At 67.8% G+C, this 19,743-nt stretch carries 20 protein-coding genes; 14 read left to right on the forward strand and 6 right to left on the reverse strand.

Annotation, left to right across the window (positions count from 1 at the left end; genetic code table 11):
- The first annotated feature begins 20 nt into the window (after nucleotides 1-20).
- The 13 genes from rplQ to PARN5_RS0109780 all read left to right on the forward strand — a co-directional run bounded on the left by rplQ (nucleotide 21) and on the right by PARN5_RS0109780 (nucleotide 12,000).
- On the forward strand, nucleotides 21-443 hold the full coding sequence (rplQ, locus tag PARN5_RS0109720) for a 50S ribosomal protein L17 (protein WP_017999580.1): 423 nt from the start codon (nucleotides 21-23) through the stop codon (nucleotides 441-443).
- Between the two features lie 349 nt (nucleotides 444-792).
- Nucleotides 793-1,404, forward strand: coding sequence for an autoinducer binding domain-containing protein (locus tag PARN5_RS0109725; RefSeq protein WP_017999581.1), 612 nt, complete (start codon nucleotides 793-795; stop codon nucleotides 1,402-1,404).
- A 67-nt stretch (nucleotides 1,405-1,471) separates the two neighbouring features.
- A complete protein-coding gene (locus PARN5_RS0109730) occupies nucleotides 1,472-2,062 on the forward strand; it encodes an acyl-homoserine-lactone synthase (protein ID WP_017999582.1) in 591 nt (196 codons plus the stop codon).
- Between the two features lie 61 nt (nucleotides 2,063-2,123).
- Nucleotides 2,124-3,452, forward strand: coding sequence for a replication-associated recombination protein A (locus PARN5_RS0109735; protein WP_017999583.1), 1,329 nt, complete (start codon nucleotides 2,124-2,126; stop codon nucleotides 3,450-3,452).
- The gene (gene crcB, locus PARN5_RS0109740; protein WP_017999584.1) at nucleotides 3,449-3,823 is read left to right on the forward strand and encodes a fluoride efflux transporter CrcB; all 375 of its coding nucleotides are present in this window, start codon (nucleotides 3,449-3,451) and stop codon (nucleotides 3,821-3,823) included. The genes PARN5_RS0109735 and crcB overlap by 4 nt, the downstream gene beginning before the upstream one ends.
- Complete coding sequence (locus PARN5_RS0109745) at nucleotides 3,820-4,863, forward strand: RluA family pseudouridine synthase (protein ID WP_017999585.1); 1,044 nt, start codon at nucleotides 3,820-3,822, stop codon at nucleotides 4,861-4,863. Before crcB ends, PARN5_RS0109745 begins: the two co-directional genes overlap by 4 nt.
- A complete protein-coding gene (locus PARN5_RS0109750) occupies nucleotides 4,863-5,534 on the forward strand; it encodes an HAD-IA family hydrolase (protein ID WP_017999586.1) in 672 nt (223 codons plus the stop codon). Before PARN5_RS0109745 ends, PARN5_RS0109750 begins: the two co-directional genes overlap by 1 nt.
- The gene (locus PARN5_RS0109755) at nucleotides 5,531-6,241 is read left to right on the forward strand and encodes an ATP12 family protein (RefSeq protein ID WP_017999587.1); all 711 of its coding nucleotides are present in this window, start codon (nucleotides 5,531-5,533) and stop codon (nucleotides 6,239-6,241) included. Before PARN5_RS0109750 ends, PARN5_RS0109755 begins: the two co-directional genes overlap by 4 nt.
- Nucleotides 6,242-6,392: 151 nt before the next feature.
- On the forward strand, nucleotides 6,393-7,418 hold the full coding sequence (locus tag PARN5_RS0109760) for an amino acid ABC transporter substrate-binding protein (RefSeq protein WP_017999588.1): 1,026 nt from the start codon (nucleotides 6,393-6,395) through the stop codon (nucleotides 7,416-7,418).
- Nucleotides 7,419-7,532: 114 nt separating this feature from the next.
- Nucleotides 7,533-8,786: an ABC transporter permease subunit gene (locus PARN5_RS0109765; RefSeq protein WP_036744589.1), complete on the forward strand. Its 1,254-nt coding sequence runs from the start codon at nucleotides 7,533-7,535 to the stop codon at nucleotides 8,784-8,786.
- Between the two features lies 1 nt (nucleotide 8,787).
- Nucleotides 8,788-10,239, forward strand: a complete 1,452-nt coding sequence (locus tag PARN5_RS0109770) for an amino acid ABC transporter permease (RefSeq protein WP_017999590.1) — start codon at nucleotides 8,788-8,790, stop codon at nucleotides 10,237-10,239.
- 9 nt (nucleotides 10,240-10,248) lie between these two features.
- Entirely contained in the window at nucleotides 10,249-11,013 is a 765-nt protein-coding gene (locus PARN5_RS0109775) for an amino acid ABC transporter ATP-binding protein (RefSeq protein WP_026155315.1), read from the forward strand.
- Between the two features lie 147 nt (nucleotides 11,014-11,160).
- A complete protein-coding gene (locus PARN5_RS0109780; RefSeq protein WP_017999592.1) occupies nucleotides 11,161-12,000 on the forward strand; it encodes a hypothetical protein in 840 nt (279 codons plus the stop codon).
- Nucleotides 12,001-12,106: 106 nt separating this feature from the next.
- Here PARN5_RS0109780 and PARN5_RS0109785 read toward each other — a convergent pair whose 3' ends face one another.
- Entirely contained in the window at nucleotides 12,107-12,967 is an 861-nt protein-coding gene (locus tag PARN5_RS0109785; protein ID WP_026155316.1) for a D-amino-acid transaminase, read from the reverse strand.
- A gap of 177 nt (nucleotides 12,968-13,144) precedes the next feature.
- On the opposite strand from PARN5_RS0109785, the gene PARN5_RS0109790 reads away from it, so the two are divergent.
- A complete protein-coding gene (locus PARN5_RS0109790; RefSeq protein ID WP_017999594.1) occupies nucleotides 13,145-14,101 on the forward strand; it encodes an L-malyl-CoA/beta-methylmalyl-CoA lyase in 957 nt (318 codons plus the stop codon).
- A gap of 191 nt (nucleotides 14,102-14,292) precedes the next feature.
- Here the strand turns inward: PARN5_RS0109790 and PARN5_RS24150 are convergent, their stop codons facing one another.
- The 5 genes from PARN5_RS24150 to PARN5_RS0109815 are packed head-to-tail and all read right to left on the reverse strand — an operon-like array spanning nucleotide 14,293 to nucleotide 19,552.
- Complete coding sequence (locus PARN5_RS24150; RefSeq protein ID WP_017999595.1) at nucleotides 14,293-14,466, reverse strand: hypothetical protein; 174 nt, start codon at nucleotides 14,464-14,466, stop codon at nucleotides 14,293-14,295.
- 32 nt (nucleotides 14,467-14,498) lie between these two features.
- Nucleotides 14,499-16,121 (reverse strand): dipeptide ABC transporter ATP-binding protein, encoded by a 1,623-nt coding sequence (locus tag PARN5_RS0109800; protein ID WP_017999596.1) that lies wholly within the window; start codon nucleotides 16,119-16,121, stop codon nucleotides 14,499-14,501.
- On the reverse strand, nucleotides 16,118-16,933 hold the full coding sequence (locus PARN5_RS0109805; protein ID WP_017999597.1) for an ABC transporter permease: 816 nt from the start codon (nucleotides 16,931-16,933) through the stop codon (nucleotides 16,118-16,120). The genes PARN5_RS0109800 and PARN5_RS0109805 overlap by 4 nt, the downstream gene beginning before the upstream one ends.
- Nucleotides 16,930-17,868: an ABC transporter permease gene (locus PARN5_RS0109810; protein ID WP_017999598.1), complete on the reverse strand. Its 939-nt coding sequence runs from the start codon at nucleotides 17,866-17,868 to the stop codon at nucleotides 16,930-16,932. The genes PARN5_RS0109805 and PARN5_RS0109810 overlap by 4 nt, the downstream gene beginning before the upstream one ends.
- 49 nt (nucleotides 17,869-17,917) lie before the next feature.
- On the reverse strand, nucleotides 17,918-19,552 hold the full coding sequence (locus PARN5_RS0109815; RefSeq protein ID WP_017999599.1) for an MFS transporter: 1,635 nt from the start codon (nucleotides 19,550-19,552) through the stop codon (nucleotides 17,918-17,920).
- Nucleotides 19,553-19,743: the final 191 nt, after the last annotated feature.

A 19,743-nucleotide genomic window follows, 5' to 3' on the forward strand; every position in this document is an offset into this window, starting at 1 on the left:
AGACGTCATAGGAGATCATCATGCGTCACGCCCGTGGCTACCGCCGCCTGAACCGCACCCACGAACACCGCAAGGCGCTGTTCGCCAATATGGCCGGCTCGCTGATCGAGCACGAGCAGATCAAGACCACGCTGCCGAAAGCCAAGGAATTGCGCCCGATCGTTGAAAAACTGATCACGCTGGCGAAACGCGGCGACCTGCACGCCCGCCGTCAGGCCGATGCGCAATTGAAGCAGGACCAGCATGTCGCGAAACTTTTCGAGGTTCTCGGCGCCCGCTACAAGGACCGCCAGGGCGGCTATGTCCGCATCCTGAAGGCCGGTTTCCGCTATGGCGACATGGCCCCGATGGCGATCATCGAGCTGGTCGATCGCGATCCCTCGGCCAAGGGTGCCGCCGACCACGCCCGCCTGGAAGCCGAATCGGCCGCCGACGAATCGTAAGAAAATTAACTCTTACTTAGGGTTAACCGAAGGTTCATGCCCGCAGCCAGTCGATGGCTGCGGGCATTTTTGCCACAGGAAAGCGAAACTTTCCGACCCGGGGCGGGATGGGTGCGGACGGCTGTCAGCCTTTGGCTGATCATGCGGGTGCAGAAAACAAACGGGAATTGCGCTTCCGGCCGGGCGCTTGCCTTTTGCCGCACCGTGCAGGTAAGGATGGTTGCGCCGACAGGGTGACCCTGCGGCGTCCCGAAAAACGTCGCGTACAAGCACGGTATTGCTTGAATACATTGCGAACCGTGCCATTTTTCGTGGTAACCCTGAGAAAACGCAATCTGTCCAAAAAGTCATGTCATCTCGCGCGGAAATCAATGCAGCACTCGCCAAGCTGAAAAAGCTCGCTCCCGCGGGGTATTTCATCGGGCTTCACATTCGTTTCGCTGCACCGCTGATGCAGTTCCAGACCTATAACAAGGAATGGGCGCAGCGCTATTCCGAGCGGGCCTATGCGCTCCGCGACCCCACCATCGCCTGGGGCTTCTCGACCACCGGCACCTGCCGGTGGAGCGTGCTGCCGATTCCCGACCCGTTTTCCATCCTGCAGGATGCGGCGGATCACGGGCTGCGCTACGGGCTGGCGGTCGCCCATGGCCCGATCAAGTCGCGCACCATCGCCGACTTCGCCCATGACAAACGGGAATTCACGGATGACGAGATCGAAGCGATCTCGACCACGCTACGCCGGCTTCACGAGATCACGGAGCCGCCGGAGAGCCTGACGAAGGCTCAGCAAGAGGCCCTTCGGTGTATCGCAGAGGGGGATCGTCATGCAGCGGCGGCTGCCAAACTTGGTATTACGGAAAGCGCATTCAAGGCTCGTCTCATTTCGGCGCGTGAAAGACTGATGGCGCGCACGACTGCCGAGGCGCTGCAACGGGCCAAGGACTACCGCTTGCTATAAACGGTCCGTCCACCGTTGCGGTTTACACCTGGGGGCCACCACCACCACAAACCCCAGGAGAAGACCAATGCAGACCACCACACTTTCCTTCGCCAACCTGCACAACCACGGCGAACTCTTCGCGAACATCTTCCGCGCCCGCAAGCAGAGCTTCATCGTCCAGAAGCGCTGGAACCTGCCCCAGACGGACGACATGGAGTTCGACCAGTACGACACGCCCATGAGCCGCTGGGTCGCGATCCACGAGCATGGCCGGGTCATGGCCGGCGTGCGGCTGACCCCCACCACGGCCAGCTGCGGCATGTATTCCTACATGATCCGCGACGCGCAGCTCGACCTCTTGGGCGGCTCGATCCCGCAGAACCTGCTCGACGGCCCCGCGCCGGTCGAGCCGGGCACCTGGGAGGCCAGCCGGCTGTTCGTCGACCACACCATCCCGCAGCGCGACCGTCGTCGGGTACAACTGGCCCTGGTGCAGGAAATGACCAACTCGGCCCGTGCGCTGGGGGCGACGCGGCTCGTCTGCCTGGTCGCCTCGACCTGGCCGCGCTGGCTCAAGCCCTGCGGCCTTGACGCGCAGGCCATGGGCCCGGTGATCTGGATCGACGACGGCTATTTCCAATGCGTCTCGATCAACCTGGCGACCAAGATGCATTGATGCCCGCCGCCAGGAGGAGGGCCTTTCGCAGGTGATGCGGGCGGCGTAACATACCGCCCGCATGGCAGACCTGTTCGACACCGCGCCCGCCGAGGGCGAACCTGCGCGCAACGCGACGCGCCCCTTGGCCGACCGGATCCGTCCGGCACGGCTTTCCGACGTCATCGGCCAGGACAAGGTGCTTGGCCCCGAGGGACCGCTGGGCGCCATGTTGGCGGCCGGCAGCCTGTCGTCGCTGATCCTCTGGGGGCCGCCGGGGGTCGGCAAGACCACCATCGCGCGGCTTCTGGCGCAGCAGACCGACCTGGCCTTCGTGCAGATCTCGGCGATCTTTTCCGGCGTGCCGGAACTGCGCAAGGTCTTCGACGCCGCCCGGCTGCGCCGCAGCCAGGGCCGCGGCACGCTGCTGTTCGTGGACGAGATCCACCGCTTCAACAAGGCGCAGCAGGACAGTTTCCTGCCGCATATGGAGGACGGCACCATCACCCTGGTCGGTGCCACCACCGAGAACCCCAGTTTCGAGTTGAACGCCGCGCTGCTGTCGCGCGCCCAGGTGATCGTGCTGGAGCGGCTGAGCCTGGCCGATCTGGAACGTCTCGCGCAGCGCGCCGAGCAGGAACTGGGCCGCCCCCTGCCGCTGACCGCCGAGGCGCGCGACCGGCTGCTGGAAATGGCGGACGGCGACGGCCGCGCCGCCCTGAACCTGATCGAGCAGGTCATGGCCTGGAAGATCACCGGCAAGCTCGACCCGGGCCAGCTGTCGCAGCGGCTGATGCGGCGGGCGGCGAAATACGACAAGTCGGGCGACGAGCATTACAACCTGATCTCGGCCCTGCACAAATCCGTGCGCGGCAGCGACCCCGACGCCGCGCTCTACTGGTTCGCGCGCATGCTCGAGGGCGGCGAGGATCCGCGTTACCTCGCGCGCCGCATCACCCGCATGGCGGTCGAGGACATCGGCCTGGCCGACCCGGCCGCGCAGCGTCATTGCCTGGACGCCTGGGCGCTTTACGAGCGGCTGGGCAGCCCCGAGGGCGAGCTCGCGCTGGCGCAGGCGGTGATCTATCTGGCGCTCGCGCCGAAATCCAACGCCGGCTATGTCGCCTACAAGGGCGCGCGGGCGCTCGCGCGCCAGTCGGGCAGCCAGATGCCGCCGGCGCATATCCTGAACGCGCCGACCGGGCTGATGAAGGACCAGGGCTATGGCGCCGGCTATGCCTATGACCATGACGCCGAGGACGCCTTCTCGGGCCAGAACTATTTCCCGGAGGGGATGAAGCGGCCGGTGCTGTATCTGCCGGTCGAGCGTGGATTCGAGCGCGACCTGAAAAAGCGCGTTGAATGGTTCGCCAGCCTGCGGCAGAAGCGGCAGACAGAGGGCAAAGCATGAAACACACATTCCTCCAGGTCGCGCTTGGCGGCGCCCTGGGCTCGATGGCGCGTTACGGCGTCAATATCCTGGGCGCGCGGCTGACCACCGGCTTTCCGGTCGGTACGCTGACGGTGAACATCCTCGGCTGCTTTGCCATGGGGCTCTTGGCCTCGGTCCTGGCGCTGCGGGGCGGGCAGCATCTGGCGCCCTTGCTGCTGACCGGCGTGCTGGGCGGCTTCACCACTTTCTCCGCCTTTTCGCTGGACACGCTGACCTTGTGGCAACGCGGCGCTGCGGGGCTGGCCCTGGGCTATGTCGCGGCCTCGGTCCTGCTGTCGCTGGCGGCGGTGACGGCGGGACTGGCGCTTGGCCGGGGGATCTTCGCATGAGCGGCGTGCAGACCATCCGCATCGGCGCCGACGAGGGCGAGCAGCGCATCGACCGCTGGCTGAAGAAGCGGTTCCCGCAGCTGACGCAGGGCGCGGTGGAAAAGATGTGCCGCACCGGCCAGCTGCGCGTCGATGGTGGCCGGGTCAAGGCCAATACCCGCATCGAGGTGGGGCAAGAGATCCGCATCCCGCCGATCCCGGACGGCAGCGCCCCGCCGCCGGCGGCGAAGCCGCGCGTCAAGCCGTCCGATGCCGAGATGATCCAGTCCTGCGTGCTGTGGCGCGACGAGCATATCATTGCGCTGAACAAGCCGCCGGGCCTGCCCTCGCAGGGCGGCAGCGGCCAGGGCGACCGCCATGTGGACGGGCTGACCGAGGCCTTGATGTTCGGCTACAAGGACCGGCCGAAGCTGGTGCATCGGCTGGACAAGGACACCTCGGGCGTCCTGCTGCTGGCGCGCACCGACCGCATCGCCCGCGCGCTGTCCGAGGCGTTCCGGCACCGGCTGACCCGCAAGATCTATTGGGCTGCCGTGGCGGGCGTGCCGCATCCGCGCATGGGCTCGATCAAATACGGCCTCGTCAAGGCGCCGGGCCGCGGCCGCATGGGCGAGGGCGAGAAGATGGTCGCCGTCCACCCTTCGGAGGTGGCGACGACCGAGGGCGCCAAGCGCGCCCATACCGATTACGCCGTGCTGTCGGCGCTTGGCGGCCGGGTCGCCTGGACCGCCATGGTGCCGGTCACCGGCCGCACCCACCAGCTGCGCGCGCATATGGCCGAGATCGGCCATCCCATCGTCGGCGACGGCAAATACGGCGGCTCGGGGCAGGAGAACCTGGGCGACGGCTGGGGCGCCCAGCTGGGCGGCGAGATCAGCCGCAAGCTGCACCTGCATGCGCGCATGATCCGCTTCGAGCATCCGATCACCAAGAAGCTGGTCACCGTCACCGCGCCCTTGCCCGAGCACATGCGGCGCACCTGGGACACGCTCGGCTGGTCGGAAAACGACGTGCCCGAAGACCCGTTCGAGGAGGCGTGATGCGGCTGGTCGTCTTTGACGTGGACGGCACGCTGATCGACAGCCAGGACGAGATCGTCCAGTCGATGAACGCCGGGCTGCGCGCCGCCGGCCTGCCGCAGATGGAGCGGGCGACGATCCTGTCCATCGTCGGCCTGTCGCTGCCGGTCGCGGTGGCGCACCTGCTGCCCGCCGCCGTCCCCGAACTGCGCGACCGCGTGGTCGAGGGCTATCGCCGCCATTTCATCGCCTCGCGCGAAGCCGGGCATCTGCCGCAGCTCTATCCCGGCGCGCTGGACTGCCTCGACACGCTGGCGGGGCTGCGGGGGGTCACGCTGGGCATCGCCACCGGCAAGCCGATGCGGGGGCTGGTGGCGATCCTTGCGGCGCACGGGCTGACGGATCGTTTCGCGACCCGGCAGACGGCGGACGGCCATCCCTCCAAGCCGCATCCGGCGATGCTGCAAAGCGCGCTGGCCGAAACCGGCGTGCCGCCGGGCCGCGCGGTGATGGTGGGTGACAGCACCTTTGACATGGCGATGGCACAGTCGGCCGGGGTGGCGGGCTATGGCGTCGGCTGGGGGTTTCATTCAGCGTCCGACCTGCGGGCGGCGGGGGCGGTGCTGATCGCGCCGGACTATGCCAACCTGACGCTGGCGCTGCTGGACTGGGCCGAAGGAGGGCAGCCATGAGCGAATGGAAGGCACGGCGATTCTGGAAAACCGCCTCGGTGCGGCCGGCCGGCGCGGGCTGGGAGGTGGTGCTGGACGACCGCCCGCTGCGCACCCCGGGCAAGAAGCCCCTGGTCCTGCCGACCGAGGCGCTGGCCCGCGCCGTCGCCGCGGAATGGGACGCCCAGGCCGCGGTGATCGACCCGAACCGGATGCCGCTGTCCCGCGCGGCGAATTCCGCCATCGAGAAGGTGGCGCCGCAGTTCCATGACGTGGCGTCCATGCTGGCCGAATATGGCGGCACCGATCTTCTGTCCTATCGCGCCGACGCGCCCGAGGAACTGGCCCGCGCCCAGGCCGAAGGCTGGGATCCGCTGATCGACTGGGCCGCGACCGAACTGCGCGCGCCCCTGCGCATCACCCATGGCGTCATCCCGGTGCCGCAGGATCCGGCGGCGCTGCTGAAACTGCATGCCGAAGTCGCGGCCCTGGATGCCTTTGGGCTGACCGCGCTGCACGATCTGGTGACGCTGCCCGGCTCGCTGGTCCTGGGGCTGGCGGTGATCCGCGGCCGCATCGATGCCGAAACCGCCCATGCCCTGTCGCGAATTGACGAGGAATTTCAGGCGCAACGCTGGGGCCGCGACGAGGAGGCCGACGCGGCCGCCGCCGCCCGCCTGTCCGCCATGCGCGATTCTGAGCGTTTCTGGCAGCTCAGCCAGCGCTGAGGAGATCGTTTTTCTTCTTTCTTGACGCTTCGCCCTGCATCGGCACAATGCCTGTAAGGGGGGCAGTCCTGGCCCCCTTCAACACGGGCTCGCCACGGGCAGTCTGCGGATGGACCCGTGGCCCGACCCGGGAACAACAGAGGGGAAATTCATGAAATATACTGCACTCTTCGGCTCGGTTACGGCGCTGGCCCTTGCGGCCTCGGGTGCCATGGCCGCCGAAGGCGACACGCTGAAAGAGGTGAAGTCGCGCGGCGTGCTGAACTGCGGCGTCAACACCGGCCTGATCGGTTTCGCCGCCCCCGATGCGAATGGCAACTGGTCGGGCTTCGACGTGGCCTTCTGCAAGGCCGTGGCCGCCGCGGTGCTGGGCGACCCGGCCAAGGTGAAATACGTCCCGACCACCGGCCAGACCCGCTTCACGGCGCTGAGTTCGGGCGAGGTGGACCTGCTGGCGCGCAACTCGACCTGGACCTTCCAGCGCGACACCGACCTGAAACTGGATTTCATCGGCGTGAACTACTATGACGGCCAGGGCTTCATGGTGCGCAAGGACCTGGGCGTCAGCTCGGCCAAGGAACTCGAGGGCGCGACGATCTGCATCCAGACCGGCACCACGACCGAGCTGAACCTGGCCGATTACTTCAAGGCCAACAACATGACCTATCAGCCGGTCAACATCGACAGCAACGCCGAGGGCGAGCAGCAATACATGGCCGGCGCCTGCGACGCCTATACGACCGACGCCTCGGGCCTGGCGGCGACGCGCGCCAGCTTCGCCGACCCGGAAAACCACATCATCCTGCCCGAGATCATCTCGAAGGAACCGCTGGGGCCGGCGGTGCGCCACGGCGACAACAACTGGGGCGACATCGCGCGCTGGACGCTGTTCGCGCTGATCGCGGCCGAGGAATACGGCGTCACCTCGGCCAATATCGAGGAACTGGCGAAATCCTCGACCAACCCCGAGGTGCAGCGCCTGCTGGGCACCACCGACGAGTTGGGCAAGATGATCGGCCTGGACGCCGAATGGGCCAAGCGCGCCATCAAGGCCAGCGGCAACTATGGCGAGATCTTCGCCGCCACCATCGGCGAGCAGACCCCCATCGGCCTGGCGCGCGGCCTGAACGCGCAATGGACCCAGGGCGGGCTGATGTATGCCATGCCCTTCCGCTGATCGCGGTTGAAGACCGGGCGGCGCGGGGGCGCAAGACCTCCGCCCGCCGCATGAACGACGCCGGCGCACAGAGGCCACAAGGCCCGCATCCCGTCCGGCACAGGGGGTTACAACATGGTTTCCTATCCGGGGGTGGACAATCCACCATTCCGATGGTCGATGCTGATCTATGATCGGCGCTATCGCTCGCTGACCTTGCAGGCGATCGTCTTCATTCTGGTGATGCTGCTGGCCAGCTGGCTGATCGACAACACGCTGCGCAACCTGTCCGCCATGGGCAAGACGCTGAGCTTCGACTTCCTGTTCCGCCGCGCGGGCTATGACATTCCGCAGCAGCTGATTCCCTATAATTCCGACGACACGCATTTCCGCGCCATGGTGGTGGGGCTGCTGAACACGCTGCTGGTCTCGGCTCTGGGCTGCATCGCGGCGACCATCGTGGGTGTGGTGGTGGGGGTCTTGCGGCTGTCCTCGAACTGGCTGATCGCGCGGCTGATGACGGTCTATGTCGAGGTGTTCCGCAATATCCCGCTGCTCTTGTGGATCCTGGTGATCCTGGCGATCTTCACCGAGGTCATGCCGCCGCCCAACGCCTATCGCGGCGAAAATCCGGCCGCGAGCATGATCCTGTTCGACACCATCGCGCCGACGAACCGCTATACCGCCATCCCCTCGCTGGGCATGACCAACCCGCCGGGCACCATCGCCCTGGGGCGCGAGGGGATCGGCTGGGCCTTCGTCGCCTATGTCGCGGTGATCGTGCTGGCCTTCATCGGCAACCGGCTGCTGCGGGCCCGGGCGCAGCGCATCCAGGACGCGACCGGCAAGCGCCCGACGACCTGGTGGATCACGCTGGCGATGTTCGCGGTGCCGCTGCTGCTGCTGACCTGGTGGTTCGGCCTGCACCTGATCCCGCCGGTCTTGCGCGGCTTCAACTTCGCCGAGGGCATCAACATGGACAACGCCCTGGTGGTGCTGTGGCTGGCGCTGACGCTCTATACCGGCGCCTTCATTGCCGAGATCGTCCGCGCCGGCATCCTGGCCGTCAGCCGCGGCCAGTCCGAGGCCGCCTTTGCCCTGGGCCTGCGCCCGCGCCGCACCATGTCGCTGGTGATCCTGCCGCAGGCGCTGCGGGTCATCATCCCGCCCTTGATTTCGCAATACCTGAACCTGACCAAGAACAGCTCGCTGGCCATCGCGGTCGGCTACATGGACCTGCGCGGCACGCTGGGCGGCACCACGCTGAACCAGACCGGGCGCGAGATGGAATGCATGGTGCTGATGATGGGCATCTACCTGGTTCTCAGCCTGCTGATCTCGGGCGGGATGAACGTCTTCAACAGTCGCGTGAAGCTGAGGGAGCGGTGAGATGAGCGAGACCCACGCCCAGACCGTCGCCTATGTCCGCGACACCATGCTGCCGCCGGCGCCGCCGCCGGTGACCGAGCGCGGCGCGATCAAATGGCTGCGCGAGAACCTGTTCTCGGGGCCGCTCAACATTGTGCTGACCCTGATCGGGCTCGGCATCCTGTGGCTTCTGGTCAGCACCATCGGGCCCTGGCTCACGCATTCGGTCTGGAACGCCAATGGCATGGCAGATTGCCGCAAGATCATCGCCGAGACCTGGGGTGAGGGCGCCTCGGGCGCCTGCTTCGCCCTGATCAAGCATCGCTGGAACCAGTTCGTCTTCGGCTTCTACCCGGCGGCGCTGTATTGGCGGCCGGTGCTGGCCTTCGGCCTGCTGTTCCTGGCGCTGGCGCCGGTGCTGTTTGCCGAAAGCCGGCGCGCGCGGGGCATCGTGCTGGCGCTGGCGACCGTGCTGAGCTTTGCCATCGCCTTGGTGCTTGGCGCGCCCGTGGCGGCGCTCGCTGGCATGGCGCTGCTGATGCTGGCCTGGGTGGCGCTGATCGAGGCCCGGCCCGCCTGGGCGCTGCTGGCCAGCCTGGTCTATCCGCTGCTGGCGGTCTGGCTGCTCTGGGGCGGTTCGCTGTGGAGCGAGATCGCCGTGCTGGCGGGTTTCGGCATCGGCTTCGGGGTCTGGCGGGCGGGGGCGCGCTTCGGGCTTTTCGCCGTCGCCGCGGCCGCCGTGGTTGCGGTGCTGTGGTGGCTGTTCCTGGCCGGACCGGTCGCCGATGCGCTGGCCGGCATCCTGCCGCTGCGCTTGCAGCCGGTCAGTTCCGACCAGTTCGGCGGCTTCGTGCTGTCGATCACCATCGGCGTCGCCGGCATCGCCCTGTCGCTGCCCCTGGGCATCGTGCTGGCGCTGGCGCGGCGCTCGGACCTGCCGGTGATCAAGCTGCTGGCGGTGATGTTCATCGAGTTCATCCGCGGCGTGCCGCTGATCACGCTCTTGTTCGTGGCCTCCTTGCTGCTCAACTACTTCCTGCCGCCGGGCACGAATTTCGACATCATCCTGCGGGTCATCATCATGGTGACGCTCTTCGCCGCCGCCTATATGGCCGAGGTGATCCGCGGCGGTCTGGCCGCACTGCCCAAGGGCCAATACGAGGCCGCCGACGCGCTGGGGCTGGACTATTGGAAGGCGCAGCGGCTGATCGTGCTGCCGCAGGCGCTGAAGATCTCGATTCCCGGGATCGTCTCGACCTTCATCGGCATGTTCAAGGACACCACCCTGGTGGTCTTCGTCGGGCTGTTCGACCCCCTGAAGGCCATGGCCGACACCATCCGCGCGAGCTTCGAATGGAAGGGCGCCTATTGGGAGCCCTATATCTTCGTCGGCTCAATCTTCTTCATCCTCTGCTTCGGCATGTCGCGTTACTCGATGTATCTCGAACGCCGCCTGAAGCGCGACCATCGCTGAGGCCTTCCCATGCAGACGCCATTGCAGAGCCAGACCGACACCCCGGCCATCGAGATCAGCAAGCTGAACAAGTGGTACGGCACCTTCCACGTGTTGCGCGACATCGACCTGACCGTCAGCCGGGGCGAGCGCATCGTCATCGCCGGCCCCTCGGGCTCGGGCAAGTCGACGCTGATCCGCTGCATCAACCGGCTGGAAGAGCACCAGTCGGGCAGGATCGTCGTCGACGGCACCGAGCTGACGCACGACCTGAAGAACATCGACAAGGTGCGCTCGGAGGTCGGGATGGTGTTCCAGCATTTCAACCTGTTTCCGCACCTGACCATCCTGGAAAACTGCACGCTGGCGCCGATCTGGGTGCGCAAGATCCCCCGGCGCGAGGCCGAGGAAACGGCCATGCATTTCCTGACCAAGGTCAAGATTCCCGATCAGGCGCTGAAATATCCGGGCCAGCTGTCGGGCGGCCAGCAGCAGCGCGTGGCCATCGCCCGCGCGCTGTGCATGCGGCCGCGGATCATGCTGTTCGACGAGCCGACCTCGGCGCTGGACCCCGAGATGATCAAGGAGGTGCTCGACACCATGATCGAGCTGGCCGAGGACGGCATGACCATGCTCTGCGTCACCCACGAGATGGGCTTCGCCCAGGCGGTGGCGCATCGGGTGATCTTCATGGACCAGGGCCAGATCGTCGAGCAGAACACGCCGCGCGAGTTCTTCAACAACCCGCAGAGCGAGCGCACCAAGCTGTTCCTGTCGCAGATCCTGGGGCACTGAAGGGGGGACTTCGCGTCCCCCGCCCGCCGCTGGCGCGGCGGACTCCCCCTGCGGGGTATTTCCGCAACAGAGAAACACCACGTGGCGCCGGTTGCGGGCCGGGGTGCGGCCGGTCTATCGTGCCGGCAAGCGCTTCGGAGAACGACGATGAACCAGACCATTTTCCTGATGCTCGGCCTTTTGGGCCTTGTCGGTATCGGCTCGCTGGTGGCGAGCAACGACGACGACCATGCCCCCGAGGATCCGGGCGATCCCTATGGCGACCGCGAGTTGATCGAGGGCACGGACGAGGCCGAGACCGTCACCGGCACCGCCGGCGACGATGCGATCCAGTCCTATGACGGCGACGATTCCGTCGATGCCGGCGAGGGCGACGATCTGGTCTGGACCGGCTATGGCGACGACAGCGTCAGCGCCGATGCCGGCGACGACGAGATCTACCTGGGATATGGCGATGACCTCTATGGCGCCGAGGACGACGGCGCGGCTGACGGCAACGACACCATCGACGGCGGTTACGGCGACGACAGCATCACCACCAACCTGGGCAATCACGCGATCACCGGCGGCGAGGGCGACGACACCATCACCGACAATGGCGGCACCGTCCAGATCGATGGCGAGGAGGACGACGACCTGATCCTGTCGCCCGACGCTTCCGATGCCGACGCGCCCGACACGCTGCTGGGCGGCGACGGCAACGACACCATCCATGCCGGCGCCAACGACTTGGTGGACGGCGGCGACGGCGACGACAGCTATATGCTCAGTTCCGAGGCTGGCGGCGCGGCGGTCATCACCTACAGCGCCGACGACACCATCACCATCACCCTGGCCGAGGATTACACCGGCGAGGGCGAATATACGCTCGAGCAGGACGGCGACGACGTGCAGGTGCTGCTGGATGGCAATGCCGTCGCGGTGCTGCGCGACACGCTGGTCGATGCGGTGGGCACGATCGACGTGGTCGGCGCCACCGCTACCTGAACCCAAAGGGCGCGGTCGTTCCCCGACCGCGCTCTCTTCAGGTCTTCTCCGTTTCCCAAATACCCTCGGGGGTCCGGGGGCAGACAGCCCCCGGCGCGCCGCCGCCTCAGATCGCCGACTTCAGCGATTCCTCCAGGTACAGCTCGCGCAGCCGTGTCGCCACCGGCCCGGGCTGGCCCGAGCCCAGCGTGACGCCGTCGACCTCGATCACCGGCAGGACGAAGGCCGAGGCCGAGGTGAAGAAGGCCTCGTCCGCCGCCTGCGCTTCCTCGATGGTGAAGGGGCGTTCCTCGATCTGCATCTGCGCCTCGGCGGCATAGCGCAAGAGCGAGGCGCGGGTGATGCCGTGCAGGATGTCCTGCGACAACGGCCGGGTGATGATCTTGCCGCCCTTGACGATATAGGTGTTGTTCGAGGTGCCCTCGGTCACGAAACCGTCCTCGGTGAACCAGGCGTCGTCGACGCCGCGATTCTTGGCCTCCATCTTGGCCATCGAGGGGTAAAGCAGCTGCACCGTCTTGATGTCGCGGCGCGCCCAGCGCAGGTCGGGGATCGAGATCACCCGGATGCCCCGGCGGGCCTGCGGGTTGTCGGCCAGGCCCGGCTTCGACTGCGTGAACAGCACCACGGTCTGTGGCGTATCCTCGGGCGGATAGGCGAAGTCGCGGTCGCCCGGATTGCCGCGCGTGACTTGCAGATAGACCATGCCCTCGTCGATGGCGTTCAGTTCGACCAGCTTGCGGTGGATCGCCAGCCATTCGTCGTCCGGCAGCGGATTGCCCATCCCCAGTTCGCCCAGCGAGCGCGTCAGCCGGGCCATGTGGCCGGGAAAGTCCAGCAGCTTGCCGCCCAGCACGCTCGTCACCTCATAGACGCCGTCGCCCATCACGAAGCCGCGGTCGAAGATCGACACATGGGCCTCGGTTTCCGGCAGGTATTCGCCATTCAGATAGACGGTGCGGGTCATCATTCTCTCCATTCGCAACGGCTGCTGGCGCGGTCCTGCGCCCAAAGCGGCGGGGCGTCAAGATCGGCGGCGCGGCCTTGGGCCTTTCGCGGGTGCAAAACAGGCTTGATGCAGCCGCAGCAATTATCTATCGGTTTGCGGGACACCTTTGAAATATCCTTACCCGAAAGGCAAGCCATGTCGTTTCGTTTGCAACCCGCCGCCCCCGCCCGCCTGAACCGCTGCCAGCTGTTCGGCCCCGGCTCGCGCGAGGCGCTGTTCCAGAAGATGGCCAGCTCGGCCGCCGACGTGATCAACTTGGATCTCGAGGATTCGGTGGCGCCGGATGACAAGGCGCAGGCCCGCCGCAACATCATCCAGGCCATCGGCGACATCGACTGGGGCACCAAGACGCTGTCGGTGCGCATCAACGGGCTCGACACGCCCTATTGGTATCGCGACGTCGTGGACCTGCTGGAACAGGCGGGCGAGCGGCTGGACCAGATCATGATCCCCAAGGTCGGCAATGCCGCCGATGTCTATGCCGTGGATGCGCTGGTCACCGCCATCGAGGCCGCCAAGGGCCGCTCGAAACGCATCAGCCTGGAGGTGATCATCGAATCCGCCGCCGGCATCGCCCATGTCGAGGAGATCGCGGCCAGCAGCCCGCGCCTGCAGGCGATGAGCCTGGGCGCCGCGGATTTCGCCGCCAGCATGGGCATGGCCACGACCGGCATCGGCGGCACCCAGGAAAACTACTACATGGCGCATGAGGGCGCGAAATACTGGTCGGATCCCTGGCACTGGGCGCAGGCCGCCATCGTCGCCGCCTGCCGCACCCATGGCGTGCTGCCGGTCGACGGCCCCTTCGGGGATTTCAGCGACGACGAGGGCTTCCGGGCGCAGGCGCGGCGCTCGGCCACGCTGGGCATGGTCGGGAAATGGGCCATCCACCCCAAGCAGGTGGCGCTGGCGAACGAGGTCTTTTCGCCCAGCGACAAGGCCGTCACCGAGGCGCGCGAGATCCTGGCCGCGATGGAGGAGGCGACGAAAACCGGCGCCGGCGCCACCGTCTACAAGGGCAGACTGGTTGACATCGCGTCGATCCGTCAGGCACAAGTGATCGTGCGGCAGGCAGAGTTGATCAGCGCCTGACCACGACGGAATACCTGGGCGGCCACGCGGGGAGGCTGGTCGCCATGACAGGGGAGGAGCAACAGGCTCTGCCGCAGGCAGGGCCTGTTGTCATTCGGGGCACCGGCCTTGCCGGGTCATGAAATTGTCATAAAGATTCAATACATTCATGCGCTCGGCGCCGGCGGGTGCGGGGCCGGCTGCGGCGGGCTTCAGCCCTCGGCCGGCTCGGGCCTGGCGTGACGCTGGGTCGGATCCGGGGTGCGGTTGCGCGGCGCCAGATCGGGAATCGGTGATTCGGGCATCGCCGGCAGCCCGGTGTCGGGAATGCCGGGGAATGCGTTCCGGTCGCCAACGGGCGCGGGGATCGGGGCCTTGGGTTCCATCTTGCGTCTCGTTTCGAACAAGCCCGCAGCAGTTATGGGCCGGGCGGGGGCAGCGCAAGGAGGCTGGCGGGAATGTGAGCCTGCCATGCCGCCGGGATGCGCGGGCTTGCCGCCAGCAGGCCTTGCGTATAGGCGTGCTGCGGCGCGTCCAGCACCTGATGCGTCGGGCCGGATTCGACGATGCGGCCCTGCTGCATGATCAGCACCCGGTCGGTGATCTGGCGCACCACCGCGAGGTCGTGGCTGATGAACAGATAGGCAAGCCCGTGGCTGACCCGCAGCCGCGCCAGCAGGTCCAGCACCTGCGCCCGGACCTGCACGTCCAAGGCGCTGACCGCCTCGTCCAGCACGATCAGCCGCGGCTTGATGATCAGGGCGCGGGCAATGGCGATGCGCTGGCGCTGGCCGCCGCTGAATTCGTGGATATGGCGGCGCATGGCGTCGCCGGGGATGCCGACCTCATAGAGCGCCTCGGCGACCTGTTCGCGCCAGTCGCGCGGCAGGCCGGTCAGGTGGAACGGCTCGGAGACCAGCCGCTCGACCCGCCAGCGCGGATCGAAGCTGCCGAAGGGGTCCTGGAACACCACCTGCATCCGGGCCCGCAGCGCGGGCGCCATGGCGCGGCCGGCCTGGACCGGCTGGCCGTCCAGCAGGATGCGGCCGCCCTGCAAGGGATCGAGGCCCAGGATGGCCCGCGTCAGGGTGGACTTGCCGCAGCCGGATTCGCCGACCAGCCCGACCGATTCCCCGGCGGCGATGTCGAAGCTGACCCCGTCCACCGCCCGCAGGCGCCCCGGCGGCGCCATCAGCCCGGCGCGGGGCAGGGGATAGTCGCGCACCGCGTCTTCGACCTGCAGCAGGCGGTGCGGCCGGGCGGGCGGCAGCACCAGCCGCGCCTGCTGGGTCGAGGCGGCGATGAGCGCCTGCGTATAGGGGTGGCCCGGCGCGCGGAACAGCGCCTCGGTCGGGCCCTGCTCGACGATCTGGCCGCGCTGCATCACCGCCACGCGGTCGGCGATGCCGGCCAGCACCGCGAGGTCGTGGGTGATCAGCAGCAGCGCCATGCCCTCGTCCCGCACCAGCCCCTTGAGCAGGTCGAGGATGCGGGCCTGCGTCGTCACGTCCAGCGCCGTGGTCGGCTCGTCCGCGATCAGCAGGTCGGGGCGCTGGCTGATGGCCAGCGCAATGGCGACGCGCTGGCGCTGCCCGCCCGACAGCTCATGGGGATAAAGCGTCAGCGGAAAGCGCGGCGCTTCCAGCCCGACGCGGTCCAGCCGGTCGCGGGCGCGGGCCAGCGCCTGGTCGCGCGGCAGGGACTGGTGGATGCGCAGCGCCTCGGCCACCTGGTCGCCGATGGTCATCAGCGGGTTCAGCGCCGTCATCGGCTCCTGGAACACCATGCCGAGGCGGTTGCCGCGGATCCGGCACAGGGCGCTTTCCGGCAGGTCCAGCAGGTTGCGCCCGTCCAGATCGACGCGACCGCCAGCCTGCGCGCCCTGCGGCAGCAGCCCCATGATCGCCAGCGCCGCCATGGACTTGCCCGAGCCGGATTCGCCCGCCAGCCCGGTGACCTGCCCGGGCGGCAGCGCCAGGTCGATGCCTTGCAGGACCTCGTGCCGGCCGATGCGCAGGGTCAGGCGGCTCAGCTCGATCATGGCGCGGTCCTGCGCAGCCTGGGGTCCAGCGCATCGCGCAGGCCATCGCCCAAGAGGTTCAGCCCCAGCACCGTCAGCACGATGGCCAGGCCCGGCACGATGGCGACATGCGGCGCCAGCGAGATCATGGTCTGCGCCTCGGCCAGCATCCGGCCCCAGCTGGGGGTCGGGGGCTGTGCGCCCAGGCCGACATAGCTGAGCCCGGCCTCGGCCAGGATGCCCAGGCTGAACTGGATCGTCGCCTGCACGATCAGCAGGTTGGCGATATTGGGCAGGATGTGCTGGGTGCTGATGCGGGCCCGGCCCTTGCCGGCCACCTGCGCGGCGCGGATATAGTCCAGCGTCCAGATCGGCAGCGCCGCGCCGCGCGTCACGCGGGCAAAGACCGGGATATTGAAGATGCCGATGGCGATGATCGCGTTCAGCGCCGAAGGCCCCAGCGCCGCGGTGATCAGGATGGCGATGACCAGGCTGGGAAAGGCAAAGACCAGGTCGTTGCCGCGCATCACCACCTCGTCGATCCAGCCGCCCGCGCGCGCGGCGGCGAGCAGGCCCAGCGGCACGCCGAAGCCCATCCCGATGCCCACGGCGACCAGCGCCACCGCGATCGAGGTCCGCGCGCCGACCATGATCATCGCCAGCATGTCGCGGCCGAAATGGTCGGTGCCCAGCCAATGCGCGGCCGAGGGCGGCTGCAGCTTCTGCGCGATGGCGATCTGCGTCACGTCGCCCGGCGTCCAGACGAAGGACAGCAGCGCCGCGACCAGCGCCAGCCCGGCGAGGGCGCCGCCGAAGGCCAGCGACCACCTCATCGGCGCAGCCTCGGGTCGACCAGCGCATAGCTGAGGTCGACGAGGAAGGTGACCAGGATCACGGCGGCGACCAGCACCAGCACCGCGCCCTGCACCACGATCAGGTCGCGCTGGGTGATGGCCTGGAAGATCAGCCGGCCCAGGCCGGGCAGGTAGAACACGTTCTCGATGATGATCGCCCCCGCCAGCAGGAACGAGAACTGCATGCCGAGGATGGTCAGCACCGGGATCAGCGCATTGCGCAGCGCGTGGCGCGACAGCGCCTGCCCGGCGGTCAGCCCCTTGGCGCGGGCGGTGCGGATATAGTCCTGGCCCAGGGTCTCGACCAGGGCCGAGCGCAGCACCCGCGCCAGGATCGCCGCCTGCGGCAGCGCCAGCGCGACGGCGGGCAGGATCAGCGATTTCAGCGCCGCGCCGGGATGGCTCCAGCCCGGAAAGCCGCCGGCGGGCAGCAGGCGCAGGTTCACCGCAAAGACCAGCACCAAGAGCATGGCGAACCAGAAATTCGGCAGCGCGATGCCGATCTGGGTCGCGCCCATCACCGCCGTCTCGGCCGGCCGGCCCCGGCGCCCGGCCGCGAACATGCCGATGGGCAGCGCCACCGCCACCGCCAGCACCAGCGCCAGAACCGCCAGGGGCAGCGAGACCTGCATCCGGTCGAGGATCATCCCCGCCACCGGCGTCTTGTAGGTGAAGCTGTGGCCCAGGTCGCCGGTCACGACGCCGCCGAGCCAGTGCAGGTAGCGCAGCGGCAGCGGCAGGTCCAGGCCCAGCTGCTCGCGCAGCGCCGCGACGGTTTCGGGCTGCGCGCCGGTGCCCAGCATGAAGCTGGCCGGGTCGCCCGGCACCAGTTCCACCACCGCAAAGATCAGCGCCGAGGCCACGAGCAGGCTCAGGCCAAGCGAGATCAGGCGTCTGGTCACATAGCGCAGCATGGCAAAACGCTAATCCGCGGCCGGGCGGCGGTAAAGGTGGCTATAAGGTTCAAGGAACCTCGATCTTGCCGATCAACGGCACGTCGTCGTCCAGGCTGATGCTGTGGCGCTCGATCATGCGATGCACCTGCGGCGGTTCGGCGCCGCGGTGCAGGCGGTGCAGGTCCTCATAGATCGGGAAATCGGCCTTGGTGCGGCGCAGGTTGTGGCGGACATATTCGTCCCAGGTGGCGATGTGATAGCTTTCGGTCCAGCGCTCGGGGTGTTCCAGGTCGCGCAGCAGCGCCCAGCCGCGCGCGCCGTCGCGGCGGCGGATATTGCGGCGCAGGGCCATCAGGCGCAGGAACTCGGGCACGTCGAGCTGGTCGATCTCATAGTCGATCATCACCATGATCGGGCCGGACCGGCCGCGCAGGTCCAGCGCCAGCTCGGGCTCGCGAAAGCGGTTCACCGGGTCCAGGTCCAGCGTGGCGAATTCCGGGATGCGCAGCCAGTATCCGGCGATGGCGCCCAGCATCAGCGGCACCGAGGCGGCGACCAGCGCGGTGTTCACGCTGTAATTGTTCGCGACCGAGCCCCAGATCCAGCTGCCCGCGGCCATGCCGCCAAAGACCGCCGTCTGATAGAGCGCCAGCCCGCGCGCCACCACCCAGCGCGGCGTCGACAGCTGCACGGTGACGTTGAAGAGCGACAGCGCCAAGACCCAGCTGGCGCCGGCGGGCAGCATGGCAAGCGCGTGGACCCAGGTCTGTTCGGTCAGCCCCAGCAGCAGCGCCGCGCCGGCAAAGGCCGCGAAGGCCAGGCGCACGACGTTTTCGTTGTTCAGCCGCTCGCGCACCATCGGGTTGATCAGCGCGCCGCAGATCGCCCCCAGACCGAAGCAGCCAAGCAAGAGGCCGAACAGCAGCGAGCCGCCCGAGGGGTTCTGCTTGGCGACCAGCGGCAGCAGCGCCATGATGACGATGGCGGAAAAGCCGAAAAGCGCGCCGCGCGACATCACCCGGACCAGGTTCGGCGACAGCGCGACATAGCGCAGCCCGGCGCCGACGGCGGCGACGAAGGGCTCGGGCGTGGTGGTGCGCGGCGGCGTCACCGGATGCCAGCGCGTCAGCGCGCCCAGCAGCGGGATATAGCTGACCGCGTTCACCGCGAAGGCGGCGGCGGCGCCGAAGGCCGCGGTGATGATGCCGCCCACCGCCGGCCCGACGCTGCGCATCAGGTTGAAGCCGACCGAGTTCAGCGACACCGCCGCCGGCAGGTCCTCGCGCGGGACCAGGTCCTGCATGCTGGCCTGCCAGGGCGGGTTGTAGATCGCCTGGCCGACCCCGATCAGGAAGGTCAGCGACAAGAGCAGCAGCGGCGTCATCCAGCCCTGCCAGGTCAGCACCGCCAGCAGGACCGAGACCGCCGCCATGAAAAGCTGCGCGCCCAGAAGCAGCGTGCGCCGGTCCAGGATGTCGGCCAGCGCCCCCGACAGCAGCGCGAACAGCATGATCGGCAGCGTGTTCGAGGCCTGCACCAGCGCGATCAGCGTGGCCGAGTCGGTCAGCTGCGTCATCATCCAGGCCGCACCGACCGCCTGCACCAGCGCGCCGAAGTTCGAGATCAGCGTCGCCGACCACAGCAGGCGGAAGTCATGGTGCCGGAACGGGGCAAAGGGGTTCTTGCGGGCAGTCGCTGGCATCGGGGTAACCTGTTCGCTTGGCTCCAACCTTAGGCAGCCCTCGCGCGGGCCGCAATCGCCGCCGCCGATTCTGTGAAGGACCGCCATATCTTGTGCCATTTCCAGGATGTGTCGAAGAAGTTACGGAAATATCGCCACAGACGCTTGGATCATTGCGCAGACCGCGCCATTTCGACGCAACTTCGGGATTT

It is taken from the genome of Paracoccus sp. N5 (assembly GCF_000371965.1).
Taxonomy (GTDB): domain Bacteria; phylum Pseudomonadota; class Alphaproteobacteria; order Rhodobacterales; family Rhodobacteraceae; genus Paracoccus.

Excerpts from the sequence above, each read along its gene's own strand:
- rplQ (WP_017999580.1), top strand. The coding sequence starts at position 21 with ATGCGTCACGCCCGTGGCTACCGCCGCCTGAACCGCACCCACGAACAC.
- PARN5_RS0109725 (WP_017999581.1), top strand. The coding sequence starts at position 793 with ATGTCATCTCGCGCGGAAATCAATGCAGCACTCGCCAAGCTGAAAAAG.
- PARN5_RS0109730 (WP_017999582.1), top strand. The coding sequence starts at position 1,472 with ATGCAGACCACCACACTTTCCTTCGCCAACCTGCACAACCACGGCGAA.
- PARN5_RS0109735 (WP_017999583.1), top strand. The coding sequence starts at position 2,124 with ATGGCAGACCTGTTCGACACCGCGCCCGCCGAGGGCGAACCTGCGCGC.
- crcB (WP_017999584.1), top strand. The coding sequence starts at position 3,449 with ATGAAACACACATTCCTCCAGGTCGCGCTTGGCGGCGCCCTGGGCTCG.
- PARN5_RS0109745 (WP_017999585.1), top strand. The coding sequence starts at position 3,820 with ATGAGCGGCGTGCAGACCATCCGCATCGGCGCCGACGAGGGCGAGCAG.
- PARN5_RS0109750 (WP_017999586.1), top strand. The coding sequence starts at position 4,863 with ATGCGGCTGGTCGTCTTTGACGTGGACGGCACGCTGATCGACAGCCAG.
- PARN5_RS0109755 (WP_017999587.1), top strand. The coding sequence starts at position 5,531 with ATGAGCGAATGGAAGGCACGGCGATTCTGGAAAACCGCCTCGGTGCGG.
- PARN5_RS0109760 (WP_017999588.1), top strand. The coding sequence starts at position 6,393 with ATGAAATATACTGCACTCTTCGGCTCGGTTACGGCGCTGGCCCTTGCG.
- PARN5_RS0109765 (WP_036744589.1), top strand. The coding sequence starts at position 7,533 with ATGGTTTCCTATCCGGGGGTGGACAATCCACCATTCCGATGGTCGATG.
- PARN5_RS0109770 (WP_017999590.1), top strand. The coding sequence starts at position 8,788 with ATGAGCGAGACCCACGCCCAGACCGTCGCCTATGTCCGCGACACCATG.
- PARN5_RS0109775 (WP_026155315.1), top strand. The coding sequence starts at position 10,249 with ATGCAGACGCCATTGCAGAGCCAGACCGACACCCCGGCCATCGAGATC.
- PARN5_RS0109780 (WP_017999592.1), top strand. The coding sequence starts at position 11,161 with ATGAACCAGACCATTTTCCTGATGCTCGGCCTTTTGGGCCTTGTCGGT.
- PARN5_RS0109785 (WP_026155316.1), bottom strand. The coding sequence starts at position 12,967 with ATGACCCGCACCGTCTATCTGAATGGCGAATACCTGCCGGAAACCGAG.
- PARN5_RS0109790 (WP_017999594.1), top strand. The coding sequence starts at position 13,145 with ATGTCGTTTCGTTTGCAACCCGCCGCCCCCGCCCGCCTGAACCGCTGC.
- PARN5_RS24150 (WP_017999595.1), bottom strand. The coding sequence starts at position 14,466 with ATGGAACCCAAGGCCCCGATCCCCGCGCCCGTTGGCGACCGGAACGCA.
- PARN5_RS0109800 (WP_017999596.1), bottom strand. The coding sequence starts at position 16,121 with ATGATCGAGCTGAGCCGCCTGACCCTGCGCATCGGCCGGCACGAGGTC.
- PARN5_RS0109805 (WP_017999597.1), bottom strand. The coding sequence starts at position 16,933 with ATGAGGTGGTCGCTGGCCTTCGGCGGCGCCCTCGCCGGGCTGGCGCTG.
- PARN5_RS0109810 (WP_017999598.1), bottom strand. The coding sequence starts at position 17,868 with ATGCTGCGCTATGTGACCAGACGCCTGATCTCGCTTGGCCTGAGCCTG.
- PARN5_RS0109815 (WP_017999599.1), bottom strand. The coding sequence starts at position 19,552 with ATGCCAGCGACTGCCCGCAAGAACCCCTTTGCCCCGTTCCGGCACCAT.